Consider the following 23,981-nt stretch of genomic DNA (forward strand, 5'->3'; position numbering starts at 1 on the left):
CCGGGTGCAAAGATACGATGATTCCCGAAAACACGCATTACCCAAACTACAGAAAAAATGAATAATTTTCCGGAAATCTCATCTTGGAATATTTTCCGGGAAACTCATCTTGGAAATCAGCCTACTGCCTTATCCCTATCCTTCAGAATCACAGCCATGTTATCCAGCGCCCATCCTATCAGATGATCCATAATAGGAATAAGGGTTTCAGTACGGGGTGTGAGAGAATACTCCACTCTTGGCGGCACTTCGGCATAAGCCTTGCGGGTAACGTAGCCATCAGCCTCCAACGATTTTAACGTGCTGGTAAGCATTTTCTGCGAAATATCCGGAATCAGCTTACGCAGGGCATTAAACCGGAGAGGACCATCCTGATGATTTTTCAGGGTGTAGATTACCAGTAGCGACCACTTGTCGCAAACGCGCGCCAGAACGTTACGGATGGGACAGTCCTGCACTACCATTTCTTTTATCATTCTTGCCATAATCAATCTTCTTATATTCTACTATAATATTCTGCCATAATCTATAATATTCTGCAAAACTCTGCAATATTCTGCAATAGGCTACAAAAGTAACTAATATCCGGAAAGATACCAAACATACCAAGTTAATCTAAGTTAACGCTTCATTTTTCTTTCTCCCATTCCCACACAATAGTTACCTCCCGGTAACCATCTTACCCCCAAGTGCCCTCTTGCAGGAACCAGTTTTTCGCAGTATCTTTGCAGCGCAATTCAGAAATGAAAGCTGAAAGCAGAAGTATTCACAAATTCACAAAAAGAAATAACATAAAGTGAAATAAAGAAAGAAAAAAAGAAATATAAACATTTTAAAATAACAGACAAGATGAAAGAAACAAAGATTATTGCAAAGGCAGAAAACTTCACAGCCACAGATTTTGGCAAGATGAGTGAAATCAAGGATTACACCTTAGAGATGGGTCCTGAGATTAAGATTCCCGGAAAGGTATTCGGAGGCCAGAACTTGAACGCTACTGGTGGTGAGTTCTCATTCCAGAGCTTTGCTCCTGGCACAGAGACAGGATTCCTCCACACCCACAAGAACCACGAGGAACTGTATTTCTTCCTCAGCGGCAAGGGCGAGTTCCAGGTAGATGGCAAGGTATTCCCTATTCAGGAGGGAAGCGTGGTGAGAGTAGCACCAGCCGGCAAGCGCTCTGTTCGCAACAACGGTACAGAACCACTCGTGATGCTCTGCGTGCAGTATAAGGCCAAAACCTTTACAGCCGAAGATGCAACCGACGGCGTGATTCTCAACGATAAGGTGGAGTGGTAGAAACTACTCCACCACCTCCATGATTTCAGGATGCTCAAGCTTTTCCTGTTTCTTGAGCTTCTTCACTACTTCGGAATAACTGTGGCGAATCAGGGCCTGGATGAAATCATCTTCCAGCGTGCCATAAAGGTTTACCTGATTCCAGTATTTCTTATTCCAATGCCATGCGCCTTCTATTTCGGGATGCACTTCCCGGAGTTCGAGGGCGTAATCGGCATTACATTTCATCGTAACCCACTCGGGGCGCTCCAGGTCAACACAGGCAAAGATCTTGCCCAAGATGCGAAACACCAAGGTCTGCTCATCAAAAAGAAAAGCCTCGGTTACGAGGGGAAGCGAGAGGCAATACTCTCTAACAGATTCTATATTCATAATTTCTTCTGATTAAAATGTTTCTATGTTTTAGGGGACAAAGATAATGAATTCTAATGAAACCGCAAAACTTATTCCACAAAAAAACATCAGATTTTCCAGCACAACGAATTCTACGATGTTTTCTCTTTAAAGTACAAAGATTATTATAACTTTTTTATTGTAATGAGACTGCAAAGATAGGCGATTTTTGGGGAGAAGATTTTAACATAAAGGAATAAAACGAGAGTTTTTAGAGAAGATAGATTACTTTTTGATGGATAAACAGATGAAATTAAAAAGAAAAACTTTAAAATAACTCCCTTATGGGATATCTAAAAACAACCTTTTTGTAACTTTTTCAAGAAAATATTTGGTAGTTACATAATTTTATTGTAGATTTGCAGCAGATTTTTTAAAGAAGGAGTGCTTATGCAGAAGAAAAAGGATAAAAACCTGATGAAAACGGATGTAAAACCGATGAAACAAGGACTGCTGTCCCGGATATTCCATCTCTATTACGATGGTTTCAGGACGATGACCCTGGGCAAGACGTTGTGGGCTGTCATCCTCATCAAGCTTGCCATCATCTTCCTGGTGCTCAAGCTCTTTTTCTTTCCAGATTTTATCAATACGAATGCCAAGAACGGAGACAAGGCTGGCTTCGTTTCCAAGGAAGTTCTGAACAGATAAAACTCTGGATTTCAATCCTATACCATCAAAATAAATACAAAAACATTATATAATAACAATTATAAAACCATTCAACTATGATGACAAATTTATTGTTAGACATTACATCAGCCACCATCGACTGGTCGAGGGCGCAATTCGCACTCACGGCCATCTACCATTGGCTGTTCGTGCCGCTCACCCTGGGACTGGCAGTAATCATGGGCATCGCCGAAACATGCTACTACCGCACCAACAAGCCGTTCTGGAAGCACGTAAGCCGTTTCTGGCAAAAACTCTTTGGCGTGAACTTCGCCATGGGTGTTGCCACAGGCATCATCCTGGAGTTTGAATTCGGCACTAACTGGAGCAACTACTCCTGGTTTGTGGGCGACGTATTCGGCGCTCCCCTAGCCATCGAAGGCATCCTGGCATTCTTCATGGAGAGCACCTTTGTAGCCGTAATGTTCTTCGGCTGGGATAAGGTGAGCCGGGGCTTCCACCTTGCCTCCACCTGGCTCACGGGACTTGGCGCCACCATTTCTGCCTGGTGGATTCTCGTAGCCAACGCATGGATGCAATATCCTGTAGGTCAAGAATTTAATCCCGACACCATGCGCTTCGAGATGACTTCGTTTATGGATGTGGCACTCTCGCCATTCGCCATCAACAAGTTCACCCATACCGTTACTTCCTCCTGGATTATCGGCGCCACCTTCGTAGTAGCCGTAAGCTGCTGGTATCTCCTGAAGAAGAGAGAAACCCAACTGGCGAAGGCGAGCATCAAGATGGGTGCCGGAGTAGGACTCATCGCCACCCTGCTGGCTGCGATGACCGGCGACAGCTCTGCCTATCAGGTGGCACAGGTGCAGCCGATGAAACTGGCAGCAATGGAAGCCTTATATAATGGTGGAAAGGGCGAGAGCCTTACGGCGATAGCAGCCGTTCACCCCTTCAAGCAGCCCGATTACGAAAGCGAGCAGGAGCCAGCCATGCGCATCGCCATCCCCAACATGCTCTCGTTCTTAGCCACCCGCACAGCCGATGGCTACGTGCCAGGCGTAAACGATATTCTCAAGGGTTACACCCACGAGGATGGCACCCGGGAACCATCCGTGCAGGAAAAGATAGCCCGGGGCAAGAAGGCGATAGTTGCCCTGAAAACCTATCGCGAAACCAAGGCGCAAGACCAGCTCCCTATCTTAAAGGAAAATATGAAATACTTCGGATATGGTTACATCAAGGACGCCAAGGAACTGGTGCCGAGCATCCCTATCTGCTTCTACGCCTTCCGCCTGATGGTGGGAGTAGGCTGCCTGCTCATCCTCTTCTTCGCCCTCAGCCTATTCTTGGTCTATAAGAAGGAAATCGCCCAATACCGATGGTTTCTCATTTCCGCCATCATCATGATTCCGCTGGCTTACATCGCCTCAGAATCGGGCTGGATAGTAGCAGAAATCGGTCGCCAGCCTTGGACCATCCAAGACCTACTGCCAGTAAGTGCCGCCATCTCCGACATCGAGGCAGGCAGCGTGGCCACCACCTTCTTCATCTTCCTGACACTCTTCACCACCATGCTTGCCGTGGAAATCAGCATTCTGGTGAAACAGATTAAGAAAGGACCGGAATATGAATAATCTCTCTGATAATCAATGCTTTTCAGAAAGATTTCGAAAAGAATCATAGGATAGTTTTTCAGTAAACAACAAAACCCGAAAGTATTATGACATACGAATTTTTGCAATCATACTGGTGGTTCCTCGTATCATTATTAGGAGCCATGCTGGTGTTTCTCATGTTTGTACAGGGAGCCAACACCTTGATATTCTGTTTGGGAAAAACGGAAGAAGAGCGTCGCCTCATCATCAACTCCACGGGCAGGAAGTGGGAGTTCACCTTCACCACGCTCGTCACCTTCGGCGGAGCCTTCTTCGCCTCGTTCCCATTGTTCTACAGCACCAGTTTCGGTGGAGCCTACTGGCTGTGGATGATCATCCTGTTCTCGTTTGTGATTCAAGCCGTGAGCTATGAATTCCAGAACAAGATAGGTAATTTTCTTAGACCAAAGACCTTCCAGATCTGCCTCATTATCAACGGCATCGTGGGTCCGCTGCTTCTTGGCGGAGCCGTAGCCACCTTCTTCAACGGCAGCAATTTCCTGATAGACAAAGGCAATATTACCAACAGTCTGCAACCCGTCATCAGCCGCTGGGCAAACGCCAGTCATGGTCTTGATGCCCTGCTCGACCCATGGAACGTGGTGCTGGGACTTGCCGTACTGATGCTAGCCCGCATCCTGGGCATACTATACATCAAGAACAACATCGAGCACCAGCAGATTCAGGAGCGTTGCACCCGCCAGTTGCCATGGAATGCCCTGCTCTTCCTATTGTTCTTCCTGCCATTCCTCATCAGATTGCTGGTAAAGGATGGATTCAGCACTTCTTCTTCCGGCATTACGATTGAGAGCATGAAGTATCTTCACAATCTTCTGGAGATGCCAATCTTGATTGTAATATTATTAATAGGTGTAGTACTCGTTCTTTTCGGCATTTTCAAGTCATCGAGGAGCGTGCAGTATAGAAAGGGAATCTGGTTTACGGGCATCGGAACCGTGCTCACCGTGCTGGTTCTGCTGCTGATAGCCGGCTGGAACAATACCGCCTACTATCCATCCAACATCGACCTTCAGAGTTCGCTCACTCTCGCCAACAGTTGCAGCAGCGAGTTCACGCTCCGCACCATGGCGATAGTTTCCCTCCTCATCCCGTTCGTGCTCGCCTACATCGTCTTTGCCTGGCGCGCCATCGACCGCAAGCGCATTACGCAGGAAGAAATAGAGCAGAGAGAAGCGTATTAAAAAAGACTGAAAAAGTGAGTCTCTTCAAAAGTCCCACAGATTCCACAGATTTACACAGATTCATTCTTGCCATAATCGGGAGGGAAATTCCCCAAATATCCAAACAAAAAAATCTGCGAAATCCCCGACCGTACAGGTCAAAAATCTGTGTAAATCTGTGGGACAAATAAAATTCTACAGCTCGATTACCTCCAAATCATCCGGAACGAAGATTCTACCCTTGAAATTCTCGGCAGCTTCACGGGTGTAATTTTCTTTACGATTAGCGAGTGTTTTCTCCTCCGTATGATACAGGATAAGATTCTTCACGCCCAGTTCCTCCGCCAGTTTTCCGGCATCAAGCGCCGTGCTGTGGCACTTCTCATAAGGCTTGAAAGTATCGCGGTCGGCATAGAGACAAAACGCCTCACACATCATCCAGTCAGCCCCCACTATGTAGCGTCGGTTCTGCTCGTTATAAGGTTCATCGCCCAGGCACGCCAAGACCAAAGGCTTACCCGATTCATCAGAAGAAGAAGGCAACTCAGCCCTGAATCCGAGCTGCTTCTCCTTAGTAGATTGAATATCAAAGCATTCCAGCTTCATATCCCCCACTTCGAAACAATCGCCATCTTCCAACTGATGGAACACCACCCTTTCTGCCACCTTAGTCAGTTGCTTCTTGGCAAGAATCATGTCGATGATGGTCTTGATCACCTTCATCACCTTGTCGTTTCCATACACATGCAGCAATCCCTTGTACCCCTTACATTGTGCCACCATTCGGATTACCCAGATCACACCCAACACATGGTCGGTATGGGCATGGGTAACGAAGAGGTGATGAATATCAGAAATCTGAACATTCACTTTCTTCAGCTGTGAAAGAATTCCGTTTCCTCCTCCCGCATCCACCAGCATCAGGGTGCTGGGAGTTTGGAGCACAAAACAGGTATTATAAATCTGGGAAACCGTAGCATTTCCCGTTCCGAGCATCGTAATTTGAGTCGTTATCTTATCCATTATCTTATTCGTTATCTATTTGATTCACGCCCACAAAACTAGTCATTTTCTGATAAACCACCAAGAAAAAGCCCCAAAAACTTTGCTTATTCCAAATAATAATCTTAACTTTGCGGCATAAAAACAAAAAGCAGGTTTCGATTATGGCAAAAATAGAAAGACAAAAGCGAATCTATCGCAAACGCATCCCTTACGGAATGCAGAACTTTGAAGATGTAATGGAAAGAGATTGTTACTATGTTGACAAGACCCCATTCATTGAGAAAATAGAAGAATCTAACATGTATTTCTTCTTCATTCGCCCTCGCCGATTTGGCAAGAGCCTTACCCTCTCCATGCTCGAAAACTATTACGACATCAACAAGAAGGATAAGTTCGAAAGCCTCTTCGGCAAGCTTTACATCGGAGAGAATCCTACCCCCGAACGCAACAGCTATCTCATCCTTCACCTGAATTTTGCCATGATTTCAGCAGGATTGGATAATTATAAAAAAGGACTTGATGCCCATTGCAGCAACAAGTTCAATACCTTCTGCAGCAGATACGCCCACCTTTTGCCACCGCACACAAAGGAAGAGATGAACCAAAAGGAAGATGCCGTTGCCCAATTGGGATTTCTATGCGACAAATGTGCTGAAGCAGGCTTGAAGATTTATCTCTTCATCGATGAATACGACCACTTTACCAATCAGATTCTTGCCCCCAAGGAGCATGAAAAACGATACCGCGAGCAGACTCACGGTGAGGGATATTTGCGCCATTTTTTCGACACCATCAAGGGAGCCGCAGGAGATTCATTGGGCAGAGTTTTCGTTACAGGAGTAAGTCCAGTAACAATGGACGATCTGACCAGCGGTTTCAACATCGGCACCAACTATTCCCTATCCCCGGAGTTCAACGAAATGGTGGGATTCACCGAGGAGGAAGTGCGCCAGATGCTGGCTTATTACTCTAGCGTGCTGCCATTTCACCACAGCGTGGATGAGCTGATAGAAGTGATGAAGCCATGGTATGATAATTATTGCTTCTCAGAAGAAGAGTACGGCAAGACAACCATGTACAACTCCGTGATGGTACTCTACTTTGTAGATAATTACATCCGCAACAACTATGATATTCCGAAGAAGCTGGTGGAAACCAACATCCGCATCGACTACGACAAGATACGCATGCTCATCCGCCACGACAGGGAGTTTGCCCACGATGCCAGCATCATACAGGATATCGTGACCAAGGGATTCACCACGGGAACCCTGATGGAGAATTTCCCTGCCGAGCGCATCAACGACCCAGATAATTTCCTGAGTCTGCTCTTCTATTTCGGCATGGTAACGATAGACGGCACCTACCAGGGCAACACCCGCTTTGTGGTTCCCAACGAGGTGGTGCGCGACCAGATGTACACCTATCTGCTGGATACCTACAAGGAGAACGACCTCACCTTTGAACAATACGACAAGACCCAGCTGGAGAGCAAGTTGGCTTACGAAGGTGCATTCAAGCCCTACTTTGCCTACATAGCCGATTGTCTGAAGCGCTTCTCCTCCCAGCGCGATAAGCAGAAGGGCGAAGCCTACGTTCATGGTTTCACTCTGGCGATGACGAGCCAATGCAAGTTCTACCGTCCTATTTCTGAACTTGACAACGATGGCGGTTATGCCGACATCTTCCTGCTGCCCCTCTGCGACATCTATAAGGACATAGAAGATTCCTACATCGTGGAATTGAAATATTGCAAGCCGGGCACCAGCGATGAGCAGCTGAACCATCTCTTCGAGGAAGCCTCAGCCCAGATAAGGCGCTACGCCAATAGCGACATCGTGCACAAATCCGTGAAAACCACGAAGCTTCATCAGCTCGTTGTGATTTACCGGGGAGCAGAGATGGCGATGTGCGAGGAGGTGGAATAAATAAAACGGAAGAAAAGAAAGGGGAATAAAAGACATACAGAAAGAAAGGGCAAAAGCATCATACCATATATTGACAAGGTAATGCTTTTGCCCTTTTATCTTTAACGGATAATGTATTTCAAAACGCCGATGGTAGCAATTTTGGCTTCATTATCCTCTGGAATTTCTATGGTCTGGAAGCCATCTTTATTGAGTGGCTGCAGTTCTATTTTTGAATGAACTTCCACCCCTTCTTCGTTGCGTTCTTCGCTGAAATAACGACTTGAAAACTCCTGAAGAGGAATGTTGATACTACTATACTACTATTAAGAGATGACAGAGAACCGCAAACATTTTTTTTGATGATTGCGAGGGTAAAAAGAGATAAAACGGAGTGAGGCTTTCTAGAGGAAATGGGGACTTCGGGGGGCCGGTAACAGGATTATCCCTACCCTCATTTCCTCTTCAAAACAGTCTCAAATCTCAGTCTCAGTTAGGAAAAATGTCACATTCCAACTTCAAACCCGCTTCTTAAACCTTTATAACTCACTGATTATTAATTAGTTATATATAATATACATAGGAAGCGAGACCATAAAAAAACAACTGAGACTCTGAGACTGAGACTGCAAGCAAGGAAAAATGAACATGAAATTTGATTTAACTCTCTAAAAAGCAATGGATTATAATATTTTTAGCAACATTGCTCCGGCGAAGCCCAAACCCAGCAAGGGTACTGAATTTGTAAAATTTGCCATCTCTCAGGCATCAAAAGACATGCAGGAAACCTTATATCCGATGCTCTTCCAGATACTCGAAGTGGAGATAAATGGGGCTATTTTTCAGTATTCCGCCCTCAATTAGGAGAAATCATGCCGTATGAAGACCTATCTTGTTGCCGATTCGGGCTATAAAACAACTGTCCAACATCGTTGAAAACAACTGTCCAACATCGCTGAAACTATCTTTCCCAACTTCCGTGAACACGAAGAAAAGAGATTAGCGGAAAATGTTCCGCTATCGCATGGCAACGCTCGCTATCGCACAACTGACAAATCGGGATTTCGTATCTTTGCATCGTGATTCAGAAAGCGCGCAAAATCATTTGCCCAGTTGGAGAAAAAAATCTCCCTAATTGGGAAAATAAAAAGGCCTGATTTAACCCGATAAAAAAAGAGCCCCCAATGCGGGAAAAACATCAGGGGCTTTTATTTTGATATCAAAAATCCTTAGTAAGGAAAAAGGAGCGGAAGAACGAAGGTCATCACAACGCCGATGATAATCTGCAGAGGCAAACCTACCTTCACGTAATCCATAAACGTATAACCACCCGCCTTCATCACCAGCGCATTAGGAGGCGTGGAGAACGGAGAGGCAAAGCACATGCTGGCACCCAACGTAACCGCAAAGAGGAAGGAATAAGGACTCACACCCACCTGCTGGGCAGCCACCAAGGCGATAGGAGCCATCAGCACAGCCGTGGCGGTATTGCTGATAAACATCGTCATCAGAGAGGTGGTGAAGTAGATGCCTGCCAAGAGAGCCGTAGGACCCATCGAACCCAAACTCTCTACCAGTCCCTGAGAAACCAAGGCAGAAGCACCCGTCTTCTCCAGCGCCGTAGACATCGGCATCATGGCGGCTATCAGCACAATACTCTCCCAGTTGATGGTCTTGTAAGCCGCCTCCACATTCCGGAAACATCCGGCAAAGACGGTCAGCAGTCCGGCGATGATGACCGCCGTGACCGGAGCCACAGGAATGAAATCGAACACCATCATCGCAATCATCAGCAGCATGATGGCAGCCGCCACAGGCGCCTTGTAATCCAAGAGCACCTTGTCGGCAGTCTTCTCAGGCTGGTCGATAACCACCCAGTTGCTCGTATCGGTAGCCAGATGGGCAAGATTGGTCCATTCGCCCTGCACCAGGAGCATATCGCCCACATGCAGCTTGGTGGCAATCAGATTGTCGGTAATATATTCATCGCCCCGCTTTACGCCCAGCACGTTGATGCCGAAACGCTTGCGCAGGTTGGCATCGCCTATGCGCAGACCGGCGAAATTAGACGTAGGCATCACCACGATTTCGGTCAGTCCCAGGTCGTAGAAATCTATCTTCACATCCTTCATCTTCCTGAGACCGTAATCTCGGGCAAAGCGGTTTATCTTCTCCTCCTCACCTATTATATATAAGGTGTCGTGAACCTGAATGGTGCTGCTGCTCTTCGCCATGTTCTGGCTCACATCCTTCACCAGTCCCAGCCGCGATTTCTTCTCGTTTCTTATCTCGATGATACTCACGCCATATTTCTTCTGGATGCTCAGATCCTTCAGGGTTTTGCCCACGATATCCATCTGTTCGCCATTCTCATCAAGGGCGGCAGAAGAGCGTCGGCTAGGCACGATGTAGCGATGCAGATTATCGAGCAGCTGATATTCATCTACCAGGTCATCGAGCGATTTACCCTGCTTTTTTTTCTTTCCGTTCTGCTTTTTGCTGAGGAAGATTTTGCTGAGCGGCATGAGCACGATGATGCCGATGGCGATGACGATGATGCCCACAGGGAAGAAGCTGAAGAAGGCAAGCGGCTGATAACCGCCCTCGGTCAGCACCTCGTCGATAACCAGGTTGGGCGGCGTACCGATGAGGGTGAGCATTCCGCCCAGACTTCCGGCGAAGGCAAGCGGCATGAGGAAACGCGACGACTGCATGCCCGAACCCGCAGCTATGCTCATGATGATAGGCATCATCAGGGCTACCGTTCCGGTATTGCTCACGAAGGCTCCGATAAACGAGGTAACGAGCATTACGAGCAGAAAGGTAATGGTTTCGTTGCCACGCGAAAGCGCCATGAGCTTATTGCCCGTAAGCTTGGCAAGTCCGGTCTGCATGATAGCTCCACCCACCACGAAGAGTCCTATCATCATGATGACGATGGGCGAAGAGAAGCCCGCCAGCGCCTCGGCAGGCGTCAGGATACCCAGAACCAGAAGTGCTGCCAGGGCGGTAAGCGCCACGATGTCGGCCCTCACCCTGCCCCAGATGAATAGGGCTACCGTAATAACCAATATGATAAGTGTTGTTGTCATGTTTTGAAAATTTTTATGTTATAATTACTGTGTTCATTCTCTCACCTGCTGCGGCGTCATTCCGGTATGTTTCTTGAAATAGCGGCAGAAGAAGCTGGCATCGGCAAAATGATATTCCCACGCCATCTCCTTGATGCTCTGGGCGGAGCGCTTGAGCTGCATCTTCAGCTGGAGCACCACATACTGGTCGATGATGATTTTGGGCGTATGGCCCGTTACCTGCCTCACGATATTAGAAAGATACTTGGAGGTAATGTTCATCTGCTCGGCATAATAGTTGACATCTCTCGATTTCTTGTAATCGCGTTCCATCAGCATCATGAAGCGGTTGAAGAGTTCCCTCACCCTGTAAGATTTCACCTCGTCGGGGCAGTTCTGCGGATTGCGTTGCAGATATTCGTGGAAACCTACGAAGAAGGCCTTGAGCTGATAGAGTACCAGCTGCGGGATGCAGGTACAGTCGTGCTGCTCGAAATAGAGCCTGAGGAGGGAAAACATGCTGTCGATGATATGGGTAACCACGGGTGAATCCTGCCGGCATCTGTCCTCGCGCAGGGCCGAATAAACCGTCTGTTCCAGCTGCAGACTGGCTTCGCGCAGCAGAGAAGGATTATATTTCAGCATCTCCACCTTGAAGGTTGAAGCGTCCATTCCGGAACAGGCATCCCCCTCGCAGGAAGCAGAAGGCTCCATCATCTTCACCTCTACCACATCATTCGGAAACAAGGTGATGACGGCTCCCTCGTAGAGATCCCAATCCTTATAATTCACATTCAGCACGGCCCTGCCCTTGCGGCAAAGGAGAATGGCGCCATAAGTCAATACCTGCGGACCCTCCTGCCACTCGCTCAAATCGGAACAGAAAAGACTGGCCTCCTGATAACTGTTCAGTTCTGATAATTCTATCATAAATACCTTTTATTCGCTTTTTGCGTGCAAATATACGGAAATAATGTGAGAAAAAAGAACTTTTGTTCCGAAAAATTCCATGCGGCACGAAAAATTTAAAACGGATATTCGCCAAAATCGCCGTACCTTTGCACCCGAATTCATGAGATAACGGAATTTTTAAAGAACAATAATAATAGATTTTTGAATGATAAAGAAAATGATGATTGCAGGCCTTCTCATCTGGGGAGGCTCTCTATGGGCTGTGGCTCAAACCAGGATGACCATCGCCCAACTCTTCGACAGAATCGAAGAAAACAGCAAGTCGCTCCGAACCTCGAAATCGGGCGTAGAAGCTGCCAGCATCGGTATAGAATCGGCTAAAAGCAAGAAACTGCCCGACCTCGATGCATCCCTCTCCTTCAGTTACATCGGAAACGCCCTGATGACCGACCGCGACTTCAGTAACGCTCAAGGTTTGAAATCGCCCCACTTCGGCAATAATTTCGCCTTCCAGGCACAGCAGGTGGTTTATGCAGGTGGCGCCATCAACGCAGGCATCCGCCTCGCCGAACTGGGCAAGCAGCAGGCAGAGGTGGGCGTGAAACTCACCCGTCAGCAGGCCCGTTTCATCGCCCTGGGACAGTATCTGGACCTCTACAAGATAGACAACCGCATCAAGGTATATGAAAAAAACATCGAGCTCACCCGCCAGCTCATCGCCGACATCAAGGCGAAACAAACCCAGGGAATGGCTCTGAAGAACGACATCACCCGATACGAACTGCAGATGGAAAGCCTCAAGCTGGGACTCACTTCGCTACGCAACAGCCGCAACATCCTGAACCACCAGCTGCTGAATACGCTCGGCATGAACCTGGGAGAACAAAGGGGACAGGAGATGCAGATTATTCCAGACGCCACGATAGCCGACAAGGCTTACGCCAAGGATGGCGAAGCTTACTGGCAGACGGCAGGCACGATGAATTCGCCCCTGCTGGAACAGAGCAGCAACGCCATCAGGATAGCTGAACAGAAGGAGAAGATTGCCAAGAGCGACCTGCTGCCGAAAGTGGCCCTGGTGGCTGCCGAGAACTTTGACGGACCTATCCTCTTCGAGTTGCCGCCGATAGACAAGAATCTGAACGTATGGTATGTGGGCGTAGGCGTGAAATACAGCCTCAGCTCGCTCTTCAAGAGCAACAAGCGCATCAAGCAGGCTGCCGTAGAAACCCGACAGGCAAAGGAAAAACACGCCCTACAGGCTGAACAGCTGAACAACAACGTGCAGGCTGCCTACGTGCAATATCAGCAGACCTACGTAGAACTGGAAACGCAACGAAAGAGCGTAGAACTGGCGCAGCAGAACTACGAGGTGATGAACGCCCGCTATCTCAGTCAGCTGGCGCTGGTAACCGACATGGTGGATGCCTCGAACCTGAAGCTCAACGCCGAACTGAGCGAGGTAGATGCCCGCATCAACATCGTATACGCTTATTACCGCATGAAATACATAGCGGGAGAAATTTAGGAAGTGAAGAACGAAGAGCGAAGAACGAAGAATTCATCTGCTCTTTTTTCAAACATTAAAACAAACATAAATTATGAATAAGAAGATTATCAAGAGAATATATAATGTAGTTATCATCCTCTGTTTTATAGGAGCCATCGGCTGGTGTTTCAGCCATTTTTATCATGGCAGCAACGTGGCTTATACCGATGATGCCCAGGTGAACCGCCACATTACGCCTATCAACACGCGCGTATCAGGATTTATCAAGGAGATCCGTTTCTCCGACTATCAGCACGTGAAGAAGGGCGATACACTCGTCATCATCGAAGATTCAGAATTCCGCCTGCATGTGGCTCAGGCAGAGGCTGGTCTGCGCGGTTCGAAGGCCGGTTCTTCAGTTGTATCTGCCAGCATGGGAACCACCACATCCAACGTTCAGACGGCTTCGGCAGGTATCAAAGAGGCTCGTGTAGACATGATGAATGCCAAGCAGGATTTCGACCGCTTTGCAGCCCTGATGAAGAAGGATGCGGTTACCCGCCAGCAATATGATAATGCCTACGCACGCTATCTGGGAGCCAAGGCACGTTATGAGCAGGCAAGCAGCCGGAAGGCAAGTGCCGCCTCGGTTCGAAACGTACAGACCCAGCAGCTGGGCGGTTCGCGCGCCGGAGAGAGTGTGGCAGAGGCTCAGCTCAATCTGGCCCGTCTGAACCTTTCTTATACCGTAATCGTGGCTACCTGCGACGGCGTGATGGGCAGGAAAGATATCCACGAGGGACAGCTGGTTCAACCAGGACAGATGCTCGCCCGCATCGTGGATGACAACGATGTATGGGTGGTGGCCAACTATCGTGAAACCCAAATGGACGGTATTCAGGTGGGCAAGGCGGTAGACTTCACAGCCGATGCCATTCCGGGTGTAGTATTCCACGGCAAGGTAGAGGCTCTCTCAGCAGCTGCCGGCAACGCCTACTCCATGATTCCGGTAGATAATGCCACAGGCAACTTCGTTAAGGTAGAACAACGTGTACCGGTCCGCATCGCCCTCACCCGCGACAACGACCCGAAACAGGTAGCCCTGCTCCGTGCCGGTCTGAACGTAGAAACCAAGGTTCGCCTCAAATAGAATGTTCTATAAACTATAGATAGAATGTTCTATAAACTATAGATAGAATGTTCTATAAACTATCAACTATAAATTATAAACTATAAAAAGAATGCCAGGACCTCCTATGTTACAGGGACCCTTCCGCGTCCCTTCGTTCAACGGATATATTCCTCGCCGGTTACAGCCATGGATTTATCTCCTCTTCGCCTTCATCTTCCAGATGTCGGGCGGAATTTACGGAGGAGCCATGAGCCAAGTGATGGGCGAGTACAGTTTGATGAGAGAAGACGTGCTCATGATTGTCATGTTCAACGTGGTGGGCGTGGCGATGCCATTCCCCTTCCTCTTCAAGATGAAGTTTCATTTTACCAACCGCCAGCTTCTGCTGAATGCGGCGTTGGTAATAGCGGCTTGCAATTTCCTCATCATGTGGACCGATTCGGTTCCCGTGATGTGCATCCTCTCTTACCTAGCAGGTTTCTTCAAACTCTGCGGAACCTTCGAATGCATGAGCAACATCCAGTTGTGGATGACCCCCAAGCGCGATTTTACCATCTTCTTCCCCCTGCTCTATAGCGTGGTTTTGGGAAACATGTTTTTCACGCCTTGGGTTACCGAACACCTTATTTATATATATCAGGATTGGCGCTTCATCAACTGGACGATGACAGGCGCCCTGCTGCTGGTAGCACTCACGGTCTTCGTAACCACCCACGACTTCCGCTTCATGAAGCCCCTGCCCTTCATCAGCCTCGACTATCTGGGATGCTTCCTCTGGTCGGCATGGATGCTGGAGTTCATCTTCTTCTTCACCTACGGCGAGCATTACAACTGGCTCGATTCGAAGATCATGCAGATAGATTTCGTGCTCTTTATCATGACCGGCTATTTCTGCATCCAGCGCATGCTCCACATCCGTCATCCTTTCATCGCCCCCGCAGCATGGAAGTATAAGCGGCTCATCCCCCTGCTCATCCTCTTCACCTTCGTAGAGTTTATGGGCAGTACGCCCAAGGTGCTGCAGACAGCCTTTACGGGCGGCGTGCTTCATTTCGGCACGTTTACCACCAATGTGCTCAACTTCGTAGAATGGGTGGGTTCTATCGCCGGTTGCCTCTTCTGCCTGTTCTGGTGCAAGGTGCTCCATCAGAAATACACCCGACTGCTCACGATAGGCGTAGCAACGATGGTATGTTATCCCGTAATGATGTATTTCCTCATCGACCCGGGGCTCAACATCGAAGCGCTCTATCTGCCACTCTTTCTCAGAAGCATCGGCAACGCCATCTTCTTCTGCATGCTTACCGTATATCTGGAAGAGCTGATGCCGTTTGAGCATTTCTTCATGGGACTGACGATGGCAGGCATCATCCGCAACGGCCCTATGTCGGCGATGTGCTCCGGACTTTACAGCTACGGGCTTCGCCATCAGATGGCAGCAAACATGTCGCGCGGACTGCCTTATGATGCCGGCAACCTGCTGATGATCAGCATCCGCGAGCTCTACGGCCTAACCTGTCTCATCGGCATCGGCGTGCTCATCATCTTCCTGCTCTGGGACATCCAGCCTATCCGCAGCACCCTGAAGAAGATGCCTGCCTGGAACTTTGTGGGAAGAAAAATGAAGAAAAATCTTGCATAATACAGAGATTTATGCTAACTTTGCAAACAAAAAAAGTTAGCAACATGACAAAGAAAGGTAAACATACCGTATTATTTATCTGCCTGGGCAACATCTGCCGCTCTCCGGCAGCCGAGGGAATCATGAAGAGTCTTGTAGAAAAAGCAGGACTCCAGGATGAGTTTGAAATCGATTCTGCGGGCATCGGCAGCTGGCACGTAGGGCAGTTGCCCGACAGCCGCATGCGCAAATGTGGCGCCGAGCATGGCTACAATTTCAACAGCCATGCCCGCCAATTCCAGAAGTCAGACTTCGCCCGTTTCGAAACCATCGTGGTAATGGACAACGAAAACTACCGTGCCATTACCTCCATGGCTTCTTCAGAGGCAGACAGAAAGAAGGTGGTCCGCATGGCCGATTTCCTGACTCATCATCGCGAATACACCACTGTTCCCGATCCCTACTATGGCGACTATAGCGACTTCGAACTCGTCATCATGCTTCTCGAAGATGCCTGCCAGGGATTGCTGGACAGCATCATCGGGGAAGGGTAAAGAATTTGATTTCTATGCAGTTTGTTTTTTTTAGAGAAATAAATCAATAAAAGAGTAAGAATATGTATCAGAAAGAAGGTTATTGGGATGTAAAGCCAAAGATAAAGGCTTTATCCTTTCCCAAAAGAGGTAAGTTTGAAGTTACCCTGCAAGATGGCCGTTCCATAACGATGCCTATCTCTGCATTCCCAAGCATGAAAAAAGTGCCAGTAAAAGAAAGAAACAACTGGTATCTCATGGGGGGTGGCTTTACTTGGGATTCTTGTCCAGAAGTAATCCATATTGAACAGATTTTGGGCAACTATGCTAATTATGCCCACGAGCAAAATGCCTGAAACAGAATTATAAATATTGGGAGTATTCAGCAAATACAAAAATGCTGATATACTCCCTTTTTCTTTTTATACCATTTTATACCGTAATCTCACCCGAACCATAGCAACGATGATGATGCTCATCATAAACTACACAGAACTGGCCGGGAGCTACACCATGAATCGCCTCTTCTGAATGAATCATCCAGCGGCCGTCTTCCAACTTTTCTATCGTAGCAGGATGATACTCCGGCGTATGACGAATCTTGAACGTTACCTTCTGCATCGCTACCTCGCGCGTAAGGAAATGGAAATCATGGAGAGGAAAATCCTTCTTGTAGGCCGACTGCGGATCATAACCATGACTCACATACAGGATATTGTTCTCTACATCCTTCTTTATCACAAACCAGGGACCGCCGCCAAAGCCCAAGCCCTTGCGCTGGCCGATGGTATGAAACCATAAACCCTTGTGCTCGCCTATGCGCTTACCCGTTTCCATCTCTATGACATCGCCCGGTTTCTCGCCCAGATAACGGCGGATATAATCATTATAATTTATCTGTCCCAGGAAGCAGATTCCCTGACTGTCCTTGCGCTTGGCATTTATCAGATGCTCCTCTTCGGCTATCTCGCGAACCTCATTCTTGACATGATGACCGATAGGGAAAATCGCTTTCTTCAATTGCCAGCTCTCTATCTGAGCCAGGAAATCGGTCTGGTCTTTTACAGGATCAGGACTCGTGACAAGCCATTTGTCGCCATTTTCATCCGTTTCGGTCTGCGCATAATGCCCCGTGGCGATGAGGTCGTAGTTGTGACCCATCTTCTCATCGAAGGCACCAAACTTAATCAGACGGTTGCACATCACGTCCGGATTAGGCGTAAAACCAGCCTTCACCTTCTCCATCGTATAACGGGTTACCTCGTTCCAATATTCATGATGACAGTCAACCACTTGCAGCTTGCACCCATACTTTCTAGCCACAGCCGTAGCCATCTCCAGGTCCTCCTCCGAAGAGCAGTCCCACTCCTCTTTCTCCTCAGGACCAATCTTGATGTAGAAGCAATCAGGATGCAGGCCCAGCTGGGCAAACTCCCAAACCACAACCGAACTGTCGACGCCCCCCGAAAGGAGCACGGCAATTCTCTTATCCATTATTTCATCAATATTCAGCATATTCTTTCCTGTTTATAATAATCCGGTTGCAAAATTACGAAAAAAAACTGATATAATGAGCAAAGAAGGGGCTAGAAATGCATGAGAAAGAGAAAAGAAAAGCCCGCAAAGCCTATTTTAGCTACAGAAAACACTTATAACCGCATTCGTAGCTTTTAAACATAAAACGAGTTTTGCTTTCGTTTTTATCTATACCTTTGCAATCGATTTCAGAAATCGATAAGAAAGAATGTTTTTGAAAATTCAGTATTTACATTAATAGATAAAGAAAAATGGAGATTTTAAAAAATCTATTTTATGGCTTCCCAGACCTTTGGGGAGGCGGAGTAGCCCACTCTGTGATGATTCTTTCGCTGGTCATCGCCTTGGGTTTGTGTTTAGGTAAGCTCAGAGTTAAAGGTGTTTCCCTGGGCTTGGCTTGGATTCTGTTCATCGGTCTTATCTTTGGACATTTCTCTCTCAACCTTGACGAGCATCTGCTCCACTTCCTCAAGGAATTTGGCTTGATCCTCTTTGTCTACTCTATCGGTCTGGAGGTAGGTCCGGGTTTCTTCGCTTCGTTCAAGAACGGCGGCAAGAGTCTCAACCTGCTCAGCATGATTGTTGTGGCCCTGAGTATCATTACTACCTTGGTCATCTTCTCATTTTCGGGAACATCCATCACCTCTATGGCAGGTATCCTTTCGGGTGCCGTAACCAACACTCCTGGATTGGGTGCAGCCCAGCAGGCATTCAGCGACCTGCGCCACATCGACGCCCCATCCATCGCAGCCGGCTATGCCATCGCCTATCCTATGGGTGTGCTCGGCGTCATCCTCAGCTTCATTATATTAAGGTTCGCGCTACGCGTAGACAAGCAGAAGGAAGAGGATGAAGCTAAGCGAGGCAAGGGACATCTTGAGGCGATGACCCTGAACACCTTCGCCGTAAAGGTTTCTAACCAGATGGTTTTCAAAGATACCGTCAAGCAGATCCGCTATCTGCTGAAGCGCGACTTCATGGTTTCCAAGATTATCCGTAATAACGGCGAACGCCAGGACGAGGTGGTTAACGGACAGACCGTGATAGAAGAGGGCGACATTCTGCAGATTGTGGCTCATCCTACCGTAGAAGAACCTATCATCGCCCTGCTCGGCGAGAAGGTTGACGTAAAGGACGAGGAATTCAGCAGCGAACTCATCAACCGCCGAATCCTGATTACCAAGCCGGGCATCAACGGAAAGAGCATCAGCCAGTTGCAGATTAGAAGCAACCTTGGCGCCAACATTACCCGCGTAAACAGAAATGGTGTAGACCTCATCGCAACCCCAGACCTGAAACTCCAGTTGGGCGACCGCGTAACCGTAGTGGGCAAGGAACTCGCCATCGCTCATACCGAGAAGGTGCTGGGTAACCAGATGAAGCGTCTGAACTACCCTAACCTCATCCCAATCTTCCTGGGCATCATGCTGGGTTGTATCGTAGCCAACATTCCGTTCTTCATCCCAGGCATCAACGAGAATCTGCGTCTCGGACTTACCGGCGGCCCATTGGTAGTAGCCATTCTGATAGGTTATTTCGGACCGAAATACAACCTCGTTACCTACAATACCATTTCAGCCAACCTGATGCTGCGCGAAATCGGCATCTGCATCTTCCTGGCTTGCGTGGGTCTCGGCACAGGCGAACAGTTTATCCAGACCGTAGCATCAGAAAGCGGACTTACCTGGATTATCTACGGCATCGCCATCACCATGATACCAATCATCCTGGGCGGCATCATCGGCAAGCTCGTGTTCCACATCAATTATTATACATTACTCGGCGTATTGGCTGGTGCCAACACCAACCCTTCTGCCCTGGCTTACGTGCGTGAGCAGACTTCGGCAGATGCGCCAACAGTAGGCTATGCGAATGTATATCCGTTCGCCATGTTCCTCAGAATCGTAACCATTCAGATTATTATTTTTGTATTCGGATAAACATATATGACAGAAAAAGAATTGAAAACCTGCGCTTGCGGTGAGGATAACTGCAACTGCAAGGAAATAGCAGAATCAGAACTCAGAAGAAAACTCGACTTATTATTACGTACCGGTAGCATTCTCATGGAGAGTGCTGCCGACACATCCCGCATCATGCGAACCATGAAGCGTGCAGCAGCTTTCCTCGGTCTTGACGAGCGATACATGCACCTTTACATCAACTGGAACGTGCTGATGGTGAACTATAGCGACGAGGAGCATTCCTTCTCGAAGTTCCAGCGATGCGAGAAGCACGGCATCAACCTTACCTCTATTTCCCAGGTTAGCAAGCTCACCTGGAAGGCCATCAAGGAAAACTATTCGCTCGAGCAGTATGAGCAGGCTCTTAACGACATCAAGGCCACCCCACGCAGCTTTACCCCTTGGCAGGTAGCCATCGGCGGCGGTTTTGCCTGCGGCGGATTCTGCATCCAGTTCGGTTGCGACTGGCCAGCCTTCTTCTTCTGTTCGCTTGCAGCCATTCTGGGTTTCCGCCTGAGAATGTTCTTGCCAACCAAGGGCTGCAACAACTATGTAGCCATCGGAATTTCGGCTTTCGTAGCCACTCTGATAGCCTGGTTGACCTCATTCCTTTCGCTCAACCCATCGATTGCCGAAGCGCTTCCAGCCTTCATGCATTCAGATACCCCTTGGCATCCGCTGATGGCGTGTGCCCTCTTCATCGTGCCGGGAGTTCCACTCATCAACTTTGTAAGCGATATGCTCGACGGATATATTGAGGTGGGAATGGTTCGTGCTCTGAACACCCTGCTGATGCTCTTCGCGATGGCTTTCGGTATCGCCTTCGCCATCCAGGTTTGCCACATCGACAACTTCGTGAAGGATCTTACGATGACTCCTCATCACGAATACTGGGAGTTTGCCATCGCAGCTGCCGTATCGGCCATGGGCTTCTCTACCATCTTCAGCATACCTCGCCGTCTGTTGCCGGTTGTAGCTGTGGGCGGTATCATCGCCGTATGCTTCCGCAATTTCGTCAATCTGGGTCCATCTAACGGCAACATCGGTCTTGACATGGGTCTGAGCATCGGTTCGCTTGCCGGTTCTGCGCTCATCAGCATCATCGTGATCAAGGCGCGCCATTGGTTCCATACCCCTCACCAATGCATTACCATTCCTAGCGTTATCCCAATGGTACCGGGAGTTCTGATGTATCGCGCCCTGTTCGCTTTCATCGATATGCATGGCGTGGTAGGCGAAGTAACCATAGGTATGAACAACCTCATCAAGGCTTCGCTCGCCATCATCTGTATCGCCCTGGGTGTGGCTATTCCTAACGTATTCTTCCGCCGCTTTATCGCCGACAACCGCAAACGCAAGCTGCTTGCCATGCTGGTAGAAAGAAAAAAGAAGAATGGCGAATTCGTAGATTTGCACGAAGTAGAAATCAAGTAATCGTCTGGTTAGAAATCTGATTTTCATCGGATGATAATCGGAAATTCATCCGATGTTAACCGGTTTTTCATCCGATGATAATCAGGTTTTCATCGGATGATAACCGGATAAAAAGAAGTAGAGATGCGATAAAACATCATTTTATTCTTCAAAAAAAGAGGATATTAAAATAAATGTTTTATCTTTGCACCCAAATTTAGCTATCGGTTATTTCTATAGCCGATAGCTTCAATAAAGGAACAATATGGAAATACGACAACTGAAATATTTCTTGAAGGTAGCCGAGACGCTCAACTTCTCAGAAGCTTCGCGCAAGTTATACATCACCCAGAGCACCCTCTCACAGCAGATTTCGCATCTGGAACAGGAGATAGGTCTGCCTCTCTTCGAGCGCAATTCTCATGAGGTTTACCTCACAGAGGCGGGCAAGGAATTGAGACCTTACGCCCAAAACGCGGTCAATTCTGCCGAAGCCTGTGTAGACCACATGAACGATCTGAAGGAAATGCTTACAGGCGAACTGAACATTGGCGTAACGTTCTCCTTCAGCAACATCATGTCCGAGACGCTCATCGCCTTTCTCCACGCCTATCCTCATGTAAAGCTCAACATCCAATACCGCACCATGCAGGAACTGATGGACGGACTGAAGAAGCGCGAACTCGACCTCGTTCTGGCTTTCAAGCCTCTGAAGAACGAGAAAGCGGTAGACAGCCGAGCTATTTTCAGCAACCGTCTTGCCGCTATCGTGAACGTGAATCATCCGCTGGCGCGCCTTTCATCGGTCAAGCTTTCCGATCTGGAGCGCTACGACCTCATCCTTCCTTGCAAGGGTCTGCAGGCACGCAACGCCTTTGATCACATGGTAGAGGGCAAAGATTTGAACTACAAGATTATGGTAGAGGTGAATAATGTAAACATCATCTTCGACCTTCTGAGCCGCAGTAATCTGGTGACCATTCTCTCCGAATCGACCACCATTCTGCAGAACGGCATGAAGGCGATTCCTATCGATGCTGCCGACAACGAAATGGATGGCTGCATCCACATTCTGAAAGATGCTTACATGAAAAACTCAGCCCAGGAGTTCATCCGCATGCTGAGCCAGAGCACCAGCATCCTCGCCAACTTTGCCCTGAAGGATATTCTGAGATAATCATCTTAACGCCTGGCGGCTTGCAAGCCTATTTGCTTGCGGCTAGAACTGATAAAAAAAATCCTCGTTCGAGTTCTTTTTCGAGCGAGGATTTTTTCTTCTTTTTACCTTTTTACCCTTTCTTTCTTGCGATGATAATCGTTACGCCAGCCAGGATAGCGAGGATGCCTATCGCCAGCTGAAGGGAGAAACTCTCGCCGAAGACGCAGACGCCGATGATTACCGCCGTTACAGGCTCCAGGGCTCCCATGATGGCGGCTGGCGTGCTGCCGATGAGATTGATGGAGATGGTCATGAAGAAGAGCGACAATACCGTTGGCAACAAAGCCAGCTGGGCAGCACAGAGCCATTGTTTAGGCGTTTGAAGCATCTGTATCGGCTCGCCTGCAATAAACGAATAGATGAGCATCGTGATGAGTCCGAACACCAGAATGTAGAAGGTAAACTTGATGTTCGACATGCCCGGATTCTTCCATTGGTTGATGGAGATGATGTAAAGGGCATAGAGCAGGGATGAACACATGACGAGGGCAAAACCCGCCGTGCTCAACTTATCGTTTCCATCGCCCTGATAGAGCAATCCTACTCCCGATACCGCCAGAAGAATGGCAAGCGAGGTAGACCACGTTACCTTCTCGTGGAAGAAGACCGTCATCAGGATGGCCGTCATAATAGGATAAACGAAGAGGATGGTGCTGGCAATACCTGCCGCCATATAATGGAAACTGACATAAAGCGTAGCTGATGAGAGCGAAAACATGCAGCCCAGCACGCCAAGACGAATCAGATGTCCCCACTTCACCTTGAAACTCTCCTTGCGGAACAGCATCACCACGGCAAACATCAGTACCGCCAAGAGATAACGATAGATGAGTACAGAACTGGAATTGAATCCGTCGCCATAGAGTTCGAGCGTGCCCAAAGGATTGGTACCATAACATACTGCGGCAACAATACCCGCCGCAAAGCCTTTAACTTTATTACTGCTTGTCATTAGATTAAATACTATTTTTTTCTTATACTTCTTGTTATCTATCTATTTCGGGCTACAAAGTTACAG

Annotated in this window: 22 protein-coding genes; 14 read left to right on the forward strand and 8 right to left on the reverse strand. The window is 48.1% G+C overall.

Annotation, left to right across the window (positions count from 1 at the left end; all coding sequences use genetic code 11):
* Positions 1-116 precede the first annotated feature (116 nt).
* A complete protein-coding gene (locus ACWJAO_RS00525) occupies positions 117-485 on the reverse strand; it encodes a winged helix-turn-helix transcriptional regulator (protein WP_449138874.1) in 369 nt (122 codons plus the stop codon).
* A gap of 364 nt (positions 486-849) precedes the next feature.
* Between ACWJAO_RS00525 and ACWJAO_RS00530 the strand changes: the two genes are divergently transcribed.
* Entirely contained in the window at positions 850-1,299 is a 450-nt protein-coding gene (locus tag ACWJAO_RS00530; protein ID WP_287852017.1) for a cupin domain-containing protein, read from the forward strand.
* A gap of 3 nt (positions 1,300-1,302) precedes the next feature.
* Here the strand turns inward: ACWJAO_RS00530 and ACWJAO_RS00535 are convergent, their stop codons facing one another.
* Positions 1,303-1,671 (reverse strand): MmcQ/YjbR family DNA-binding protein, encoded by a 369-nt coding sequence (locus ACWJAO_RS00535; protein ID WP_449138875.1) that lies wholly within the window; start codon positions 1,669-1,671, stop codon positions 1,303-1,305.
* A 411-nt stretch (positions 1,672-2,082) separates the two neighbouring features.
* Between ACWJAO_RS00535 and ACWJAO_RS00540 the strand changes: the two genes are divergently transcribed.
* The 3 genes from ACWJAO_RS00540 to cydB all read left to right on the forward strand — a co-directional run bounded on the left by ACWJAO_RS00540 (position 2,083) and on the right by cydB (position 5,182).
* Positions 2,083-2,343 (forward strand): DUF4492 domain-containing protein, encoded by a 261-nt coding sequence (locus ACWJAO_RS00540; protein WP_260849705.1) that lies wholly within the window; start codon positions 2,083-2,085, stop codon positions 2,341-2,343.
* Positions 2,344-2,423: 80 nt separating this feature from the next.
* Positions 2,424-3,959, forward strand: coding sequence for a cytochrome ubiquinol oxidase subunit I (locus ACWJAO_RS00545; RefSeq protein ID WP_449138894.1), 1,536 nt, complete (start codon positions 2,424-2,426; stop codon positions 3,957-3,959).
* A gap of 86 nt (positions 3,960-4,045) precedes the next feature.
* Complete coding sequence (cydB, locus tag ACWJAO_RS00550; protein ID WP_449138876.1) at positions 4,046-5,182, forward strand: cytochrome d ubiquinol oxidase subunit II; 1,137 nt, start codon at positions 4,046-4,048, stop codon at positions 5,180-5,182.
* A 174-nt stretch (positions 5,183-5,356) separates the two neighbouring features.
* On the opposite strand, the gene ACWJAO_RS00555 is transcribed toward cydB, so the two are convergent.
* Entirely contained in the window at positions 5,357-6,184 is an 828-nt protein-coding gene (locus ACWJAO_RS00555; protein WP_449138877.1) for an MBL fold metallo-hydrolase, read from the reverse strand.
* Between the two features lie 143 nt (positions 6,185-6,327).
* On the opposite strand from ACWJAO_RS00555, the gene ACWJAO_RS00560 reads away from it, so the two are divergent.
* Positions 6,328-8,094 carry an AAA family ATPase gene (locus ACWJAO_RS00560; protein WP_449138878.1) on the forward strand — a complete coding sequence of 589 codons (1,767 nt, stop codon included), beginning with the start codon at positions 6,328-6,330 and terminating at the stop codon, positions 8,092-8,094.
* A gap of 101 nt (positions 8,095-8,195) precedes the next feature.
* On the opposite strand, the gene ACWJAO_RS00565 is transcribed toward ACWJAO_RS00560, so the two are convergent.
* Complete coding sequence (locus tag ACWJAO_RS00565; protein WP_287579059.1) at positions 8,196-8,321, reverse strand: hypothetical protein; 126 nt, start codon at positions 8,319-8,321, stop codon at positions 8,196-8,198.
* 430 nt (positions 8,322-8,751) lie between these two features.
* On the opposite strand from ACWJAO_RS00565, the gene ACWJAO_RS00570 reads away from it, so the two are divergent.
* A complete protein-coding gene (locus ACWJAO_RS00570; RefSeq protein WP_449138879.1) occupies positions 8,752-8,937 on the forward strand; it encodes a hypothetical protein in 186 nt (61 codons plus the stop codon).
* 365 nt (positions 8,938-9,302) lie between these two features.
* Here ACWJAO_RS00570 and ACWJAO_RS00575 read toward each other — a convergent pair whose 3' ends face one another.
* Complete coding sequence (locus tag ACWJAO_RS00575) at positions 9,303-11,165, reverse strand: SLC13 family permease (RefSeq protein ID WP_449138880.1); 1,863 nt, start codon at positions 11,163-11,165, stop codon at positions 9,303-9,305.
* A gap of 33 nt (positions 11,166-11,198) precedes the next feature.
* Positions 11,199-12,074: a helix-turn-helix domain-containing protein gene (locus tag ACWJAO_RS00580; protein ID WP_449138881.1), complete on the reverse strand. Its 876-nt coding sequence runs from the start codon at positions 12,072-12,074 to the stop codon at positions 11,199-11,201.
* 187 nt (positions 12,075-12,261) lie between these two features.
* Here ACWJAO_RS00580 and ACWJAO_RS00585 point away from each other — a divergent pair, with 187 nt between their 5' ends.
* The 5 genes from ACWJAO_RS00585 to ACWJAO_RS00605 all read left to right on the forward strand — a co-directional run bounded on the left by ACWJAO_RS00585 (position 12,262) and on the right by ACWJAO_RS00605 (position 17,187).
* Entirely contained in the window at positions 12,262-13,584 is a 1,323-nt protein-coding gene (locus tag ACWJAO_RS00585) for a TolC family protein (protein WP_449138882.1), read from the forward strand.
* A 70-nt stretch (positions 13,585-13,654) separates the two neighbouring features.
* Positions 13,655-14,695, forward strand: coding sequence for an HlyD family secretion protein (locus ACWJAO_RS00590; protein ID WP_449138895.1), 1,041 nt, complete (start codon positions 13,655-13,657; stop codon positions 14,693-14,695).
* Between the two features lie 91 nt (positions 14,696-14,786).
* Positions 14,787-16,319, forward strand: a complete 1,533-nt coding sequence (locus tag ACWJAO_RS00595) for a hypothetical protein (protein ID WP_449138883.1) — start codon at positions 14,787-14,789, stop codon at positions 16,317-16,319.
* Positions 16,320-16,363: 44 nt separating this feature from the next.
* Positions 16,364-16,852 carry a low molecular weight protein-tyrosine-phosphatase gene (locus ACWJAO_RS00600; RefSeq protein ID WP_449138884.1) on the forward strand — a complete coding sequence of 163 codons (489 nt, stop codon included), beginning with the start codon at positions 16,364-16,366 and terminating at the stop codon, positions 16,850-16,852.
* A gap of 62 nt (positions 16,853-16,914) precedes the next feature.
* A complete protein-coding gene (locus tag ACWJAO_RS00605; protein WP_117691669.1) occupies positions 16,915-17,187 on the forward strand; it encodes a DUF2442 domain-containing protein in 273 nt (90 codons plus the stop codon).
* Between the two features lie 76 nt (positions 17,188-17,263).
* Here ACWJAO_RS00605 and mnmA read toward each other — a convergent pair whose 3' ends face one another.
* A complete protein-coding gene (gene mnmA / locus ACWJAO_RS00610; protein ID WP_449138885.1) occupies positions 17,264-18,346 on the reverse strand; it encodes a tRNA 2-thiouridine(34) synthase MnmA in 1,083 nt (360 codons plus the stop codon).
* A gap of 272 nt (positions 18,347-18,618) precedes the next feature.
* Here mnmA and ACWJAO_RS00615 point away from each other — a divergent pair, with 272 nt between their 5' ends.
* From ACWJAO_RS00615 to ACWJAO_RS00625, 3 genes are all read left to right on the forward strand, one after another.
* Positions 18,619-20,307, forward strand: coding sequence for a putative transporter (locus ACWJAO_RS00615; RefSeq protein ID WP_449138886.1), 1,689 nt, complete (start codon positions 18,619-18,621; stop codon positions 20,305-20,307).
* 6 nt (positions 20,308-20,313) lie between these two features.
* Entirely contained in the window at positions 20,314-21,765 is a 1,452-nt protein-coding gene (locus ACWJAO_RS00620) for a threonine/serine ThrE exporter family protein (RefSeq protein WP_449138887.1), read from the forward strand.
* A 244-nt stretch (positions 21,766-22,009) separates the two neighbouring features.
* A complete protein-coding gene (locus ACWJAO_RS00625; protein WP_117586008.1) occupies positions 22,010-22,921 on the forward strand; it encodes a LysR family transcriptional regulator in 912 nt (303 codons plus the stop codon).
* Between the two features lie 112 nt (positions 22,922-23,033).
* Here the strand turns inward: ACWJAO_RS00625 and ACWJAO_RS00630 are convergent, their stop codons facing one another.
* The gene (locus ACWJAO_RS00630; protein WP_117586009.1) at positions 23,034-23,915 is read right to left on the reverse strand and encodes a DMT family transporter; all 882 of its coding nucleotides are present in this window, start codon (positions 23,913-23,915) and stop codon (positions 23,034-23,036) included.
* Positions 23,916-23,981 lie beyond the last annotated feature (66 nt).

The organism is Segatella sp. (genome assembly GCF_977051555.1).